The organism is Psychrobacter sp. AOP30-A2-5, assembly GCF_052378115.1.
Classification (GTDB): Bacteria; Pseudomonadota; Gammaproteobacteria; order Pseudomonadales; family Moraxellaceae; genus Psychrobacter.
Genome location: NZ_JBQSXK010000005.1, coordinates 140,411 through 157,118 on the forward strand (window position 1 = coordinate 140,411; position 16,708 = coordinate 157,118).

At 42.6% G+C, this 16,708-nt stretch carries 14 protein-coding genes; 7 read left to right on the plus strand and 7 right to left on the minus strand.

Annotated elements, in window-relative coordinates:
• Window positions 1-53 precede the first annotated feature (53 nt).
• From creD to pnuC, 4 genes are all read right to left on the minus strand, one after another.
• A complete protein-coding gene (gene creD / locus ACT3S4_RS05990; protein ID WP_443563575.1) occupies window positions 54-1,646 on the minus strand; it encodes a cell envelope integrity protein CreD in 1,593 nt (530 codons plus the stop codon).
• Window positions 1,647-1,807: 161 nt separating this feature from the next.
• Window positions 1,808-2,332 carry a TIGR00645 family protein gene (locus ACT3S4_RS05995; RefSeq protein ID WP_045447433.1) on the minus strand — a complete coding sequence of 175 codons (525 nt, stop codon included), beginning with the start codon at window positions 2,330-2,332 and terminating at the stop codon, window positions 1,808-1,810.
• A 63-nt stretch (window positions 2,333-2,395) separates the two neighbouring features.
• Window positions 2,396-2,977, minus strand: a complete 582-nt coding sequence (locus ACT3S4_RS06000; protein ID WP_443563573.1) for an AAA family ATPase — start codon at window positions 2,975-2,977, stop codon at window positions 2,396-2,398.
• On the minus strand, window positions 2,928-3,689 hold the full coding sequence (gene pnuC / locus ACT3S4_RS06005; protein WP_443563572.1) for a nicotinamide riboside transporter PnuC: 762 nt from the start codon (window positions 3,687-3,689) through the stop codon (window positions 2,928-2,930). Before pnuC ends, ACT3S4_RS06000 begins: the two co-directional genes overlap by 50 nt.
• Before the next feature lie 298 nt (window positions 3,690-3,987).
• Between pnuC and ACT3S4_RS06010 the strand changes: the two genes are divergently transcribed.
• From ACT3S4_RS06010 to ACT3S4_RS06035, 6 genes are all read left to right on the plus strand, one after another.
• Window positions 3,988-5,133, plus strand: coding sequence for a beta-ketoacyl-ACP synthase III (locus ACT3S4_RS06010; RefSeq protein WP_443563570.1), 1,146 nt, complete (start codon window positions 3,988-3,990; stop codon window positions 5,131-5,133).
• 281 nt (window positions 5,134-5,414) lie between these two features.
• Window positions 5,415-6,506, plus strand: a complete 1,092-nt coding sequence (prfA, locus tag ACT3S4_RS06015; protein ID WP_060491084.1) for a peptide chain release factor 1 — start codon at window positions 5,415-5,417, stop codon at window positions 6,504-6,506.
• Between the two features lie 198 nt (window positions 6,507-6,704).
• Entirely contained in the window at window positions 6,705-8,243 is a 1,539-nt protein-coding gene (lysS, locus tag ACT3S4_RS06020) for a lysine--tRNA ligase (protein WP_427547735.1), read from the plus strand.
• Between the two features lie 114 nt (window positions 8,244-8,357).
• Window positions 8,358-9,620, plus strand: a complete 1,263-nt coding sequence (locus ACT3S4_RS06025; protein WP_443563568.1) for a hypothetical protein — start codon at window positions 8,358-8,360, stop codon at window positions 9,618-9,620.
• 69 nt (window positions 9,621-9,689) lie between these two features.
• Complete coding sequence (gene dnaX, locus ACT3S4_RS06030) at window positions 9,690-11,636, plus strand: DNA polymerase III subunit gamma/tau (protein ID WP_444760685.1); 1,947 nt, start codon at window positions 9,690-9,692, stop codon at window positions 11,634-11,636.
• A gap of 234 nt (window positions 11,637-11,870) precedes the next feature.
• Window positions 11,871-12,770, plus strand: a complete 900-nt coding sequence (locus ACT3S4_RS06035; protein ID WP_045448120.1) for a LysR family transcriptional regulator — start codon at window positions 11,871-11,873, stop codon at window positions 12,768-12,770.
• A 114-nt stretch (window positions 12,771-12,884) separates the two neighbouring features.
• On the opposite strand, the gene ACT3S4_RS06040 is transcribed toward ACT3S4_RS06035, so the two are convergent.
• Both ACT3S4_RS06040 and ACT3S4_RS06045 read right to left on the minus strand, forming a co-directional pair.
• Window positions 12,885-14,066 (minus strand): aspartate aminotransferase family protein, encoded by a 1,182-nt coding sequence (locus tag ACT3S4_RS06040; protein ID WP_444760686.1) that lies wholly within the window; start codon window positions 14,064-14,066, stop codon window positions 12,885-12,887.
• 45 nt (window positions 14,067-14,111) lie between these two features.
• Window positions 14,112-14,303 (minus strand): DNA gyrase inhibitor YacG, encoded by a 192-nt coding sequence (locus ACT3S4_RS06045; protein WP_444760687.1) that lies wholly within the window; start codon window positions 14,301-14,303, stop codon window positions 14,112-14,114.
• 182 nt (window positions 14,304-14,485) lie between these two features.
• On the opposite strand from ACT3S4_RS06045, the gene ACT3S4_RS06050 reads away from it, so the two are divergent.
• Window positions 14,486-15,142, plus strand: a complete 657-nt coding sequence (locus tag ACT3S4_RS06050; RefSeq protein ID WP_444760688.1) for an SAM-dependent methyltransferase — start codon at window positions 14,486-14,488, stop codon at window positions 15,140-15,142.
• Between the two features lie 158 nt (window positions 15,143-15,300).
• Here the strand turns inward: ACT3S4_RS06050 and ACT3S4_RS06055 are convergent, their stop codons facing one another.
• Window positions 15,301-16,695, minus strand: a complete 1,395-nt coding sequence (locus tag ACT3S4_RS06055) for an ABC1 kinase family protein (protein WP_444760689.1) — start codon at window positions 16,693-16,695, stop codon at window positions 15,301-15,303.
• Between the last annotated feature and the right edge of the window lie 13 nt (window positions 16,696-16,708).

Consider the following 16,708-nt stretch of genomic DNA (forward strand, 5'->3'; position numbering starts at 1 on the left):
ATACCAACGTAAGACAGCCCTAGACTAAACGCTTTTAACATGCCCTATCTGAGTTAGGCAATTTTATACCAATCAATTTTACGGGTCATGACCATCACGCAAGCGAGTAGCACAAAACAGAAGACAGCACCAAGCAATAAATTCATATCTTCGGTGGTTAATATGCCGAAAAACGCCGCATACAATCCTGCCAGTGTGACAGTGAAAATCGCCGCTCGCTTGACGCCGCCCAGTACATAATAAGCATACCAACCAATGAGTCCAACACAGGCGCTGGCAGCAATGGCATACGCCTTCCAAAAGACAATTTGCTCAGCAAGTGGTAATAGTAAGACATAAAACACAAACAGCGCACAACCGACCAACAGATATTGAATAGGGTGAATACGACTGGATTTGATCACTTCAAATAAGAAGAAAGTGCCGAATGATACTAAGATTAATAATAAGGCATATTTCATCGTTCTTTCAGTTTGTAAATATACATCATTAGGCTCAGCAAAACTTACACCAAAGCTGTTCAGGCGCACGTTTCGATAGCTATCAGGTATGGCAGTAGCTTCTGCTGTAACAGCGCCTTCCATTGCTATAAGCGCATCACCAGAAGCCATTGACTGGCTATTATTATCGAGAGTGGCTTGACTGGTGACGACACATCGGTTGTTAGCGCTGCTGATACACTGCGACAAATCTTGATTGTTGGCTATTGTTAAATACTGATTTTGCCAACTGGCTTCAAAACCTTTAGCGGTAAGTTTTTTGGCATTGGGGAGCGCCTTACCAATAAAGTTTGGTGCATGCCAATTACTGCGCATCGTTAAGTTAAAGTTTTGTCCAGTCGGCACAGTGTTTACATTGCTAATACCAGCTAACGGTAAATCAATGACGATTTCTGTACTGGTCAATGACTCGCTAGCACCGTTCGTAGCAAGGGTGTTATTGCCATTCTGCTGGCTCGTTATATTTTTTACTGAACGCTGTAATATATCTTGCGGAATAGCTGCTTCTACATAGGTCAGATTTTTCAGCAGCGCTGTCTGAGGGTAGGTCGCTTTTATCGGTTTTTTATCAATGGTCACCGTTGGTAGCGTCGCCACGCCGCGCAGATCTGATACTGGAATAATCAATTTTGCTGCATTCCAGTGGATGATGGTTTTTTCGGGCTGGGCGTTATTTTTATTGGCGGGTGTGTTGATGGAGCCTTGTGCGTCACTAGCTGTGCTCGTAGTGTCATATAAGCTGCTGATGGCTTGATCAAATGTATAGCGCTGGTCAAATGTCAACGCACCATCATAACTGGTCGCATGATAGATGCCACGTTTATAGGTATCAGTGCTGACTTCAAGATCTTGTAGGGCTTGGGTCTGACTGGCAAAGACAATTTCATTTTTTGAATATGATGGTGCACACTTACTGGTTGTTTCAGGTGCTGTAATCTGACATTCAGGTGTAATTGTGGTAGGGATGATGATAAATGGGGTGATGACTTCTTGCGGATTGACGTGCTGCTGGGCAATTTCTTTAACCACCGACGCGGCATAATTTTGTCGTTCGTAGATGACTGAGCCAATCATACCGAGACCGATGGCAAAAATAATACAAAGCCCGGCGATGATGGACAATTTAGTCAATAGTGTTTTTTGCATGAAAGCTCCTCATATGAATCTTTAGTCCAAAACTGTGCATATAACAGTCAGTAGGTTCAAAGAAGATCATAGAGGAGAGATGAAGAAAAAATATGTAAGAACGATGGAGAGTGTGTGGAAAAATAAGCCTTAGTGTTTTCTGATATCAGTATCTTCTGGCATCAGTGTTTTTTAGTATCACCAACCACTTTATCCATAATAGCAAATAATAAACCAGACAACACGAAAGTCATATGAATGATGACTTTCCACATAAGTTTGTCCGCTTCACCCTCACTCAATTCATTAGGAATATCCATAAACGATTTTAATAGATCAATCGCAGAAATAGCGACGATGGCACCGATGACTTTTAGTTTTAGACCAGAAAAATCTACTTTGCCCATCCAACTAGGTCGATCAACGTGATCACCAGTGTCAATTTTTGAGACAAATATTTCATAGCCACTAAATATGATAATTAATAATAAACTGGCTACTAAAGAGAGGTCGACCAACACTAATATATTAACAATGACATCTGATACAGAAGCACTAAATACAGTATTGAACATCATGACTGTTTTTTGAATGAATTTTATAAATAATAAAATAATCCCTAAGACCAGCCCTAAATAAAAAGGCGCTAATATCCAGCGGCTGTTAAAGATGGTTTTTTCTAGGTATCGTTCAATATTTTTTAGCATGGACATCTCTTAATGCTCTTAAAGGTTGTAGGTCATTTATTTATAACTTGGTATAGGATGGGTTTAAGAAAGCCATTCGAGCACTTGTTGTACCCGCTCGTCTCTATCACCACCTATGCGATGAAATGGCTTTTGGTGACGGGTCAGCTGACTTTCAAAATAAGCACTGATTTCATCACGTTGATGGGGGCTGTCTCTTAGGTCATCGGCGACCCACGGGATATCAACTTCGGTTAATAAAATCAAGTCATAATGATGCGTTAACGCCGCTTGGGTAAGTGCATCAGGGCAATCACCATAATACCAGTTGGCATAGACCATTAATTCAAACAGACTGGTATCACAAAACAAGTAGCTGCTATCAGAATTTTGCGCGGCTTTTTCAGCGAGTTTATTTTCTAACTCAATTTGACCTTGTGCAATAGGGAGTAAATCCTCCCAAGTGCAAGTTAAGTGTTCCTTATCCCATTTCGCTTGTAGATAGGTGCGCATGTATTCTGGCACCCAAGGGCAGCCAAAATGCGCTGCCAAGTCGCGACATAGCGTGGTCTTACCAGTGCTCTCTGCCCCTAGGATAGCGACATTGATGACCGATTTAGGCGTATGCTGCTTTAGGTTGCAAGCGGTAACGTCGTTGCCATTCATAGTAAGCCCAAATTGCGATAAGAGTGAAGACTACGTATTGTAGCGCAGTAAAAGTGAGACCTTTATAAAAGTACAGCGGGACTGAAATAGCATCGGCGATTATCCAGAGTATCCAATGCTCAATTTTGCGCCGCGCCATCAGCCACATCGCCATCAAAAACAGCGCGGTGGTCAGCATATCGGTGTAATCGACCCACGTAAATAAATGCAAACCTAATACCGCGCCATCAAAACTAAAGTTATTATTGATGACTGGTCTGAAGTAATACACCAGCGCGACAAAGGTAATAGTCGCCGAGGCTAGTAAGGCGAGTATTGGTACATCTTTTTTATCGAGATGTTCTACTTGAATAGCATTCTGGGCGTTAGTCCTTGCTAACGACTCATTTTGCTGCTGACCAGTAGGGTTGATATAGTCTTGCTGTTTTTTTATGGCTGTGTTTTTCTTACTCTGTGTCCAATTGATCCAGCCATATAGACTCATCACCGTATAGTAGGCATTGATAAACATATCGCCAAATAATTGCCATTTCCACAATAGATAAACAAATATAGCGGTGCTGACGAGACCTATCGGAAATACCAAAATATTGGTTCTGCTGGCGAGTAAGACACTTGCTACCCCAAATATGACAGCAATCAATTCCAGAGCAATAAAGACAGTGGGATAGTCAGCGTATTGTCCAAATAACCAGTTAAAAATTTCTACCATGAGTATTCCCAAATATGAGCGGGTTTTATGTCTCGCAGTTTTATGCGCTCGAACTGTGAACGTGTCGCTAGCAAAGTGCGCCAATTATAACGTAGCTGCTCCAAAATGAAGTCAGGACTTTGCTTATTTTTCGCAACAAACAGATTATTTGTAACAAAGTATTAGAAAAATAATTATATTCAGGCATAATAAAGGCTCTGATTTTAAGTTTACAGTTATTCACTGAAATCAAACGACTGTTATTTTTCCACTTTTATGCTTATCCCAAGCCCTATAGTAGTAGACAAGGAAGCTTATCATGACGACTTGTATCACAGGCACTGGCCTGTATATTCCGCCTTATAGCATCAGTAATGAAGAGCTAGTAGATTCATTTAATAAATATGTTGAGAATTATAATGCAAAGCATGCTGACGAGATAGCAGCAGGAACTTTGACTGCCCTAGAGCCTTCTTCAGCGGCCTTTATCGAAAAAGTATCTGGTATCAAATCACGTTATGTGATGGAAAAGGATGGTATTTTAGATCCTGAAATCATGGCACCAGTGATTCCTTATCGTCATTTAGGTGAAGAGCTGTCTATCATGGCAGAAATGGGTACTGCGGCTTTGAAAGACGCGCTAGCAGATGCGGGTCTTGAGGCGAATGACCTAGATGGTATCATCCTTGCCTGTTCAAACTTTCAGCGTACTTATCCTGCGGTCGCTATCGAGATTCAAAATGCAATCGGTATGATTGGTGGTTTTGCTTATGATATGAACGTTGCTTGTAGCGCCGCGACTTTTGGTCTATCGCAAGCACACGGTTCTATTGTTTCTGGTCTGGCTAAGCGTATCGCTGTGGTCAACGTTGAGATTACTTCAGCGCATCTGAACTGGCGTAACCGTGACAGCCACTTTATCTTTGGCGATGTCGCAACAGCATCTATCGTCGAAGAGCTAGAAACGCCAAAAGGTTATGAGATTCTTAACTCTAAGCTATTTACCCAGTTTTCGACCAATATCAAAAACGAATACGGCTTTATGGATCGCTCAGAGTTCTTAGCGGCACAGACTGAGATGTATCCAGACATTAAAGAGCCAGTCACCGACAAGCTATTCTTACAAAATGGTCGAAAAGTGTTCCGTGAAGTCTGTCCAAAGGTTTCAGAAGTCATCACCGAGCATTTACAAGAAAACGATATCGAAACGTCTGATGTTAAAATGATGTGGCTGCACCAAGCCAACGCCAATATGTTGGATTTAATCCTACGTACTGTGATTGGTAAAGAAGCAGATAAAGCGATTGTGCCAAGTGTCATTGCTGAATTTGCTAACACCAGTTCAGCCAGTCCGATGATTGTTTTCCATCGCTATAAAGATGAGCTGGCATCAGGTGATTTGGGTGTGATTTGCTCATTTGGTGCGGGTTACTCTATCGGTTCAGTGTTGGTGCGTAAGGTTTAATTTTTAAAGTAAGACCTGTGACTAGGGCGTGTCCTCAATTTTATCAGCACTTTCAAAATGAGGACACGCCCTAATAAAAAATAGCTAAGAGCAATCTTAGCTATTTTTTTGTCTGTTATTTTTGTTACGAGCATTTAATCACATTATTTAAGCAATATATTATTCAAGAATGAGGCGCTATTTGCGAATATAACGGGAAGAATGCTTAGAGGTTTTAATTTACCCCGAAAAATTTGCTATAATCACGGTCTTATTCCCCTCATCCAATTAAAAGTCCTTTTATGAAAGAATCCTTACGCCTGCGTTTAGACCAGATGGTAGACCGTTATGAAGAGGTCACCGCCTTATTATCAGATCCTAGTATCATCAGTGATAATAATAAATTCCGTGAACTGTCTGTCGAGCACAGCGACTTGATGGATATCACTACTTTATGGCAGAACTATGTGCGTGCAGAAACGGATCAGGCTGATGCAGAGGCTATGCTGGCTGATGCATCAGATCCTGACATGAAAGAGATGATGATCGATGAGATTGATAACGCCCGCGAGACCATCGTAGAGATGGAAGAGGCGCTCAATGTCATGATGCTACCAAAAGATCCAAATGATAAAGTGCCTGCTTTCCTGGAAATTCGAGCGGGTACAGGTGGTGATGAAGCCGCGATTTTCTCTGGTGACTTGTTCCGTATGTACCAAAAATACGCGCAGACACAAGGCTGGACAGTGGAAGTACTGTCGGCAAGTGAAGGCGAGCATGGCGGTTATAAAGAAATCATCACTCGCGTATCAGGCAACAGCGTGTATGGGCGCTTAAAGTTTGAATCAGGCGTACACCGTGTGCAGCGTGTGCCTGAAACCGAAAGCCAAGGTCGCGTGCATACCTCAGCTTGTACCGTGGCGGTGATGCCTGAGGTTGAGATTGATGATACAGTGGATCTGAACCCAGCCGATATCCGCTTTGACACTTTCCGTTCAAGCGGTGCTGGCGGTCAGCACGTTAACACCACTGACTCAGCCGTACGTTTGACCCACATTCCAACGGGTACCGTGGTAGAGTGTCAACAAGAGCGTAGCCAGCACAAAAACCGCGCGCAAGCGATGAAAATGCTGATTTCAAAGATTCAGCAAGTCAAAGTACAGGCTCAAGTTGATGCAGCAGATACCATACGCCGTGATTTGGTGGGTAGTGGCGATCGCTCAGAACGCATTCGCACCTATAATTTCCCACAAGGTCGCATGACCGATCACCGTATCAACCTGACGTTATACAAGCTTGATGCCATTATGGAAGGCGACTTGGATGAGATTCTTGATGCACTGTTGCGTGAGCATCAGGCTGATTTGATGGCCAGTATCGGCGGTGGTGATTAGTAACTATCAGGATATTAATGACTAGAGGCTCAATAGCTGGTCGTGAATCATTAATTCATAAAAGCGTGACACTGTCTAGATGACAGTGTCTGTTTGTTTATAGCTGTTTTTTACGGCTATCGACTATGATAATAAGTATAGATTTAATTTTGCAGTTTTCGTTTATTCTTTTAATTACCTAATAATATTGAGAGTGTTATGTCAAAGCACAATAATCAGAACCAAGATCAAACCCCAGTTGTAGAAGACGCTAACGAGCTAATTGCGCAGTTACAAGCCAAGCTAGACGATATCAGTGCTTCAGGCAAACAGCCGTATCCAAATACGTTTAAACGTACTGATTATGCGCAAGATTTGCAAACCGCCTTTGACGGCATCTCAAAACAAGAAATTGAAGAAAAAGCGGCGAATGGCGAAAAAACACAGGTCAACGTGGCAGGTCGCGTCATGCTGAACCGTGGTGCCTTTATTGTTATTCAAGACATGACGGGTCGCATTCAGTTATATGTTGCACGCAAAGAGTTGGATCCAGAGACGTTAGCGACCATTAAATCATTAGATTTGGGTGATATTGTTGGCGTATCAGGCTATATCGGTCGCTCAGGTAAGGGCGATTTATATGTGCATATCGAAGAGTTTCAGTTATTGACTAAAGCGCTACGTCCAATGCCAAACAAGTTCCATGGTTTAGCTGATGTCGAAGCGCGCTATCGTAATCGTCATCTTGATTTGATGACCAATGAGACGACTCGTGATACCTTTATGATTCGCAGTCAAGTCATTAGCGGCATTCGCAAGTTTATGTTAAATGAGCGTTTCATGGAAGTTGAGACGCCGATGATGCATCCTATCCCAGGTGGTGCGGTGGCGCGTCCGTTTGTGACGCATCATAACGCTCTAGATATGCCTTTATATCTGCGTATCGCGCCTGAGCTTTACTTGAAGCGCTTAGTTGTTGGTGGTTTTGAAAGAGTGTTCGAGATTAACCGCAGCTTCCGTAACGAAGGTGTATCAACTCGCCATAATCCTGAATTTACCATGATTGAATTTTATCAAGCGTATGCTGATTATCATGACTTGATGGATTTGACCGAACGCTTATTTAATGAATTGGCGATGGATATCTTGGGCACAACTGAGATTACTTATCAAGAAGAAGCCATCAGTCTAAAAGCGCCATTTATACGTTTGTCTATGTCTGATGCAATTGCAAAATATGCCGAAAATTTCGATATGGCACGTATCAATGACCGTGATTATTTGGCAGAGTACGCTTCGACAACGCTTAAACAGCAAGTGAAAGAGGTGTTTGGTGTGGGCAAACTACAGACCATTATCTTTGAAGAAACCGCTGAACACCAATTGCGTCAGCCAACTTTTATCACTGAATATCCAGCGGAAACTTCACCACTGGCACGCCGTAGTGATGACAATCCTGAAATCACCGATCGTTTTGAGCTATTCATCGGGGGTCGTGAACTGGCAAACGGCTTTAGCGAGCTTAATGATCCTGCTGATCAGGCAGAACGCTTCCGTGGACAAGTTGCTGAAAAAGACGCTGGTGATGATGAAGCGATGCATTTTGATGAAGAATACATCGAAGCGCTGTCTTATGGCTTACCACCAACCGCAGGTGAAGGTATCGGTATTGACCGTTTAGTGATGTTGTTTACCGATTCGGCTAGTATCCGCGATGTGATTTTATTTCCGCATATGCGTCGCAAATTAGAAAGCTAAAACTGGTTTACTTGCCATAAATCCATGCTGGGACTAAATTGAACATAAGAAAGCTCTTTTGCTTTCAATTGAATGGTCCCAGATTCTTTATGAGACCTCATTTATAGGGACATCATGGATACTCAGCACGCGTCACCCTCACTTTGGCAACAGATGATTCAACGAAGTTTCTTATCTTTGTATGAGTTATCAGCAGATAAAACAATCAATCCTCAGCATTTTCAAGGTTATGATTTCGTTTTTGAGTTTTCTGGCGCTATCATTTATTTGATCGTCAATGATGTGGTGATGCAAGCGAGTAGGCAAAAAGTAGACAGCGCTCAAGTTCGTGAGTGGAGAAAAGAAGTCGTCAACCAACTAATCAAGCGTCACGCTCAGCTTTATCTAAAAAACGATAAGTCGATGGCAGAAAGTAATACCTCGACAGCTGGTAAGGATGTTTATTTCATTGGTTTGACGTCACTGTCTGTCACGCATCAAGATGATAAACCACAAGCATCCTCGCATACGGTTGATTATGAATATGGTAGTCAGTTTTTTGCTGAAGACTGTGTTTCAGATCTGGATGATGAGCAGAGTGTTTTACAGGTATTTAGCCATCAAAACTTTGTCGATATCATCAGCCAATTGGTTACGCCAAGCGATTTGTCCGCATTTTTAGACTTTCATCGCAGCCAGCTGACAGGGTTTGAGTCATTCCAAAACGAATCGACATTACTTACCCAGTTTTTACAGTCGCCTGACTTTCATCAAAGAGCGATTAGGGTGCAAGAGCAATTGATTGATAATCAGTTGATCGATCAGATTGAGCAACGCTTGCTCAAAGCTACAGAACCAGACCAGGCAGTCTTTGCCAAAGCACTCATGGCTGAGATTCAGAAAAATACTCGGATGTGGTACAAGCTGTTTAATAGTTTGATCAAACATTATTATGAGGCAGGTCAACCACTACCAAAAGAGCCAGTCGATATTTTGGTCGATGAGTCAATGTACACTTATGCTTGTTTGGTTGAAAAAATCTTAGCTTACAAAACGATGGATCAAGACTCTCGCTGGAATGGTTATGTTTGTCATGAGCACTCTTATCACGTGTTTGGACGCCATTATCTGCTGGTTTTCTATGCGCAAGATGATAATAGTTCGCTGAGTGCTGACAAGGTGCGCACGTCTCAACAAGACTTGTTGTTGGAGCTCAATGCTCAAATGCAGGATCCAGTGATGGATGATTTGTTTTTGATTGGCGTAGAGTTTAGACCTTGTGATGATAGCGTCAATACAGAGGTGCATTTGGATGCCTTTTATCAAAAAGGCTCAGTGATTGACGCCAATACTCAGCGCTTATATGAACGTTTAGCACAACTTCAAGCGCAGTTATAATCTAAACCTAATATAGCTTACTGGTTTGACACTCCATCTATATTTGTATTATTCACATTGGCATTTATTATGACGCAGCAATATCAAGTTTTAGCGCGCAAATACCGTCCCAAAAACTTTCACGAGTTGATTGGGCAAACGCATGTTTCTCAAGCATTGATTAATGCGATTGATTATAATCGCCTGCATCATGCTTACCTCTTTACGGGCACACGCGGTGTGGGTAAGACCACAATTGCGCGTATCTTATCTAAATGTTTGAACTGCGATACGGGTATCACTAGTACGCCTTGCGGTGTGTGTGATAACTGCGTGGCCATCGATCAAGGGCGATTTATCGATCTTATCGAGATTGATGCGGCATCCCGTACCAAAGTAGAAGACACACGAGAGTTGCTGGATAATGTGCCGTATGCGCCAAGTCAGGGGCGTTATAAAGTATACCTGATTGATGAAGTACATATGTTGTCCACACACAGTTTTAATGCGCTTCTTAAAACTTTGGAAGAGCCCCCTGAGCATGTAAAGTTCTTACTTGCCACGACTGATCCGCAAAAATTGCCGATTACCATTATTTCGCGCTGTTTGCAGTTTGTGTTGCGTCCATTGCCGCAAACGTTACTCAGCGAGCATTTGGCAAATGTTCTTACCCAAGAGCAGGTGGGTTATACGCAGCCTGCACTCTGGCAATTGGCTAGCGCCGCCAAAGGCTCGGTACGTGATGCGTTGTCATTGACCGATCAGGCCATTGCTTTTGGTCAAGGTGCGCTCGATGATGTCACTGTAAACGCCATGCTTGGTTTAATTGATGCGGCTAATCTAGTCAGTTTAATTACTGACATCTATAACCATGACAAATCTGCTGTCGCGGCTCATATAGAACAAATGCGCGCGCAAATGGTTGATGCGACGAGTATGTTTGATGGTCTTACTGAATTATTGCATCAATTGGCGTTGACTCAGCTGTTGCCTGAAGTGGCATTAAATGTAAATGAGGCACAGGCGCAAGATATTAACACGCTTGCGCAGCATATGAGTCCAGATGTTCTGCAACTGTATTATGAGATTGTCGTGCAAGCACGTGAAGGTGTTAAGCTTGCGAGCACACCGATGCAAGCGCTGGAAATGTGCATTTTACGTCTGCTGGCATTTCGTCCGTTGCCAGTCGATGAGATATTAAATCATACTTATGCTGGCTCTTTATCACCTGAAGTACCAACTATAGAAGATGGGGCATCTACACCTTCTACACAGTCATCGAATAGCCAATCGGCTTCTGCACCGCCATTACAGTCTTATGGCGTTGATTATCAAGCACGAGATAATGATGATTTACAAGTCAAAACCTATAACAATTTTGAGCCAAGTTTGGCTCAAAATGATGAGCAAAATCATGATGTATTAGTTACTAGCCCTGAACCCGTTGTTGAGCCTGAACCCGTTGTTGAGCCTGAACCCGTTGTTGAGCCTGAACCCGTTGTTGAGCCTGAACCCGTTGTTGAGCCTGAACCCGTTGTTGAGCCTGAACCCGTTGTTGAGCCTGATGCAAATAATTCTCAGTTAACAAGGCAACTTGATGATCCTCGTACTTTGCTGCGTTGCTTACCGCAAGAACTACTAGGTGAGTGGACACCAGAAAAATGGGATTATTGGCTACAAACGGCTCGTGAAGCGGAGATATTGGCTCAAGACGAATTAGCACTTGCGCGTCAAGGCATGATGACGGGCTTATGCGATGGCAAGGCAATATTTATAACAAGTGTAGATAGTCGGCATTTACAAACCACTTTTCAGCAATTAGCGGCTAAACTGCAACAGCAGTTCACCCAAGCAGAAATTGACTTACAAATCGATGGCAGCGTCATGCAAGCAGAGGATAAGACGCCTGAGCGTCGCCAACAAAAGCGCTTGGTGCAAGCCAAAACGGTTGCAGAAGCAAGACTGCTTGCTACGCCTGTGATGCAGTATTTGAATGAGCGCGGTGAAGGAAAAATGGGTAAGGTTCAGTTGTATTAAACAGTCAGAAAAACTGTTGTTAAAATTATTTAAAAGTCTATATAGTTATTAAAGACAACTTTCATATAAAATATCAAGGCGATGTTGTACTATCGCCTTGATATTTTTGTTTTTATTGCAGATTAAATGGGCTTTTTTAAACAAGAGAGAAATATTTAATAACGATAAGATAAATTAAGATTCGTTATAATGGTTAAGTTATATTAAAAACTGAAATGAAGTTTAGGTGAGAATATGTTGGATAATTTACGCGGTATGGCTGTGTTCGCCAGTGTGGTTGGACATGGCTCTTTTAGTGGCTCAGCACGTGAGCTTGGCATTACAACCAGTGCAGTCAGCCAGCAAATTCGCTCATTAGAAAATGAGCTGGGCGTCGTGCTATTACACCGCTCAACTCGTAAGCTGAGCTTAACAGAAGCTGGCGAAAGCTTTTATGAAGCCGCAAAGGATGTGGTAAGTGCTGCTGAACAAGGCCGGATTAAGGTCAATCAGTTGCGTGATGAGTTGGCAGGAAGTTTACGAGTGGCGACAACACCAGAGCTTGGTGTTAATCACATCTTGCCGGCACTCTCTACGTGGATGGCGGCACATGATGATCTTAGCATTACCTACCTGGCAGACAACCACTATATTGACATGATTGATGAGCGGATCGATATTGCGATTCGTATGAGTCCATCGATTAATGACTCGAGCCTCAGCAGTCATCCATTGACCGATGTGCGCCAAATGTTGGTTGCTTCACCGCAGTATCTACGCCAACATACCAAACTGCAGACGCCTAAAGATTTGGCTGACCATCAGCTGATTTGTATTGAAATCATGAAAGATGCCAATCAAATTGATCTCATTCAGACAGAAACGGGTAAGAAGACGCGCACGAAAATGAATTCACGCATTTATACCAATAATGTCTTTATGGCGACCACCTTGGCAAAAGAAGGTCATGGCTTGGTTAGAATGATGGAAATGGACATCAAAAAAGAGCTTGAAAATGGTGATTTGGTCGAAGTGTTGACCGGTTATCAATTACCAAGTTTTGTACTATATGCCGTCACCTTAAACCGTGATCAACAGCCAGCCAAAATCACTCGCTGTTTAGAGGTGTTAAAAAAGTACTTTCACGCCAATTAGATGACGTTTGAATAATGCACCGTAGAGAGTAGTTTAAAGCCTCCAAAAGCAAAAAGCCTATAGACATATTATCTATAGGCTTTTTTAGTGTTAGCGTTTAATGTAACCAATTATCTAAAATGATGGTTTTAGCAAGTCAATCAAACGCTCAGCCAGTTGTGTGCTCTCATCGCGGCTCATATTAAGCGGCGGTAGCAAGCGCACAACATGCCCACCAGTGACATTGATGATTAGCTTTTGTTCATCACGCGCACGCTCAACCAACTGACTACAGTCCATGTCTTCAGGCAAAGCGATACCAATCATCATACCTGCACCACGACTGCTGACGCCATATTGTCCTAGTGTATCGACCAGCGTCTCTCGAATAAACAGCCCTTCGGTAACGGCATTAGTCATGATATCACTGTTAGCCAATACGTCATATACGCTATGTACCACACGACTGGCCAGCGGCGTACCGCCATAAGTAGAGCCATGACTACCTGCACCAAACAGGCCATTAGCACGCCCACGTACCATGCATGCACCTACTGGAAAACCGTTACCCAAGCCCTTAGCTGTCGTCAATACATCAGGACGCGCATTACTATGTTGATAAGCGAAGTATTTACCCGTACGGCCATTACCTGTCTGTACTTCATCCAACATAAATAGCCAGTTATGGGCTTCACACTCTGCCTGTAGTTCTTCAAGATACGTAAATCCGTTGGCAGCAGTATTTAAACCACCTTCACCTTGAATAGGCTCTACAAAGATGGCGCAAATTTCATCATGATCTTGCGCGGCTTGCTGAATCGCGGCAATATCGCCAAAGGGTACACGGATAAAATCCTCATCTAATGTATAAAACCCTTCACGGGCTTTTGGGTTGGCGGTGGCTGACAGTGACAGTAACGTACGACCATGGAATGACTGCTCCATAACGATAACTTTTGGGCGTTTAAAACCTTGCTGATGTGCATACAACCGTGCAAGTTTGAGCGCCGCTTCGTTCGCTTCAGCGCCACTATTAGCAAAGAACACACTGTCCATTTGGGCGGCTGTACATAGCACTTCACCCGCACGCTCTTGCCAGTCGATACCGAATAAATTACTGGTATGTATTAAAGTCGCTGCTTGCTGTTGAATGGCGTCAGTCACTTGCGGGTGGCAATGCCCTAAGCCGCATACGGCAATACCAGTCAGTGCATCTAAATAAGGCGTCTCATCTTTGGTGTATAGCCAACTGCCTGAACCGCGTGTAAAGCTGATGGGTTGACGGTTATAAGTGGGCATCAGATAAGTAGCAGACATATAAAACATCCTTAAGATGATAAGTTAGTTAAAAGAGAGTATTGATTATAGCTCGTCAGAGAAAGGTGTGGTTTCTGCAGGTAACGTGTAGTCTTCATTTGCCCAAGCACCTAAGTCAATCAGCTTACAGCGACTACTACAAAACGGCTTATATTTGTTGTCTTGCCAAGCAGTTTGAGTGCCACAACGTGGGCAAGGGTAGGTTTTGGGTGCAGTGTTGGGATTAGAGTCAGTCATAATAAAGGTGGGAGTATCCTTGATGTTATTAGTATTATTTGCGCACGATAGTTATTTATTATCATATAAATTGTGATGAATTGAGGAGTACTGGCTATCGTTATATTACTATTCAATTAGATTGGCTATATAATAGCATGGGGCAGAATAATGACAAAAGACAAATGCTTTAAGGATAGTAGATGACAGACAATATCGAGTTCACGCATCAGCAAGCGCGTGCCTTTCAACCAAAAAGACTCTCCGCACCGCGCGACTTTATTATTCCAAAAATCATCAGTGATAATAAGAATGAAAAGCCGTTAATTTTGGAGATTGGAGCAGGGAAGGGCAAGCACGCACTTAGCTTTGCAGTACAAAATCCTGATAAGCATTTGATCGCCATTGAGCGTACACGCAATAAGTTTGATGCTTTCTCAAAGCTGGCTACACTACAAGACCTACCGAATCTAGATGCGATCCATGCAGATGCGATTGCTTGGACGGTGCATGCGCTAAAACCCAATAGTGTGGCTAAAATATTTATTCTTTATCCCAACCCTGAACAGCATAATCCTAATCAGCAATGGCTAAATATGCCCTTTTTTGAGTTTCTGTTATCTCGCTTGCAGGTATGGGGAGAGATAATACTGGTCACCAATATTGAATCCTATATGGACAATGCAGAGCATCAAGCAGCTAAGCTCTGGTGCCTGCCAAATACTCGCTACCGAGTGTCCGTCGATAGCCAGCGTACGCATTTTGAAGTGAAGTATTTAGCACGGCAAGAGGTATGCTGGGAGCTAAGCATCCGTAAGCCGAAATGGTACAAAACAAGGTTTGATAATTGGCAAGCTTAATAATAGACGAAAAAATAGCCTAAGCAATAAAATATATAATTAAGAATATATCATTACAATATAATGTGGAGAATAAATATAAAATAGCCTAAGCAAATATAATTGAATCAAAAAAAAGCCGTCTCCTAATGACGGCCAAAATTGCACACTATTCAAAACTATAAGTATGGCTTTACCAAATTGTTAGAGTTCGTATGTGCATCAAGTACCGTTAAAAAGGTATATGCACCAATGAATTTGCGGCTAATAAACATGAACTCTTTTGGAGGAAGGTTGAACTCAAAAGATTGCATTGCACGAGTAGCTTTAGTGGATAAGCGTGAATGCAGTTTACTATTGGCCCAAATATAGCGATTTTGCTCATCCAAACAATCTGTGGGGATGTCATCGTTTTTCTCAGGATCGCTAAAAGGTTCAGTTGCCAATAAAAATAGCGACGCCATATCAGAGCGTACTTTATCGCTCATACTATCAAAGAAATCATAACCCGTCATCGCAAGCATCATCGCCTGATGGTCATGGCGGTAGCCAGCTTTTAGTAAGCCATGCGCAATGGTTAAAAGGTTATTATCAAATTGACGAATAGCACCAAAATCTAGTAATACCAATTTGTCGATATCATCTTCATTTTCACTGACACGAACCAGATAATTACCGAAGTTGGGATCTGTCTGCATTTCACCCCACACAAAAATCTCTTGCATCATGATTTCGATGGCCGCCTGACCAATAGCGTTACGACGCTCATGAGGTAATAATTGTAATGCCTCAGAAACTACGGTAATACCTGGCTCATAAGACATACAGAGTAGGCGCTTTTTGGAATAAGTACGATTAATCCTGGGAACCACATAACGCGGATCTTCACTCAAGCGTTCATAAAAGCGTTCTGTCGTCGCGGCTTCAGCTTCGTAGTCCACCTCATGGTGGAGTAGGTCACGTATTTCTTCAAACCAAGCATCTAGCGAACGGGTCTGCGGAACGATATTACTAACTTTTAATAATTGCTTAAATAAAGCAAGGTCCGAGTTGATTGCATCAGCAACACCTGGATATTGAATTTTTAGTACAACTTGCTCGCCAGTCGCAATCACTGTGGCGCGATGAACTTGGGCGAGAGACGCAGTACCTATAGGAACCGTATCGACATCCAATTCACTTAATTTTTCACCCAGTAATTGCTGCAGGGTTTGTTGCATGGTTGACCATGATAATGTAGCGGTATCATCATTTAGCGTTTGCAAGGCACGTGTGATTTCTGGTGGCAAAATATGTTCGCCATAAATTGCTAACATTTGACCAATTTTGACAACCGAACCTTTTAGCTTACCTAGCTCTTCTGCGAGGTAGTTTGCTTGGGCCTCCATAAACACTTGGTTACGTGCTGTACGTGCTTCTTTATTTAAGAACATGCCAGACACACTATTACCCGCCCAACGGCGACCAATATTTAAGGAGGTTTTGGCAATCGACATTCGACGATCGAACCCTGAGGTTTTTAAGTTATCGATTGATTGCTTATTGCTAGAAGGTTTAGACGTATCATTTGCCATAAATATAATCATT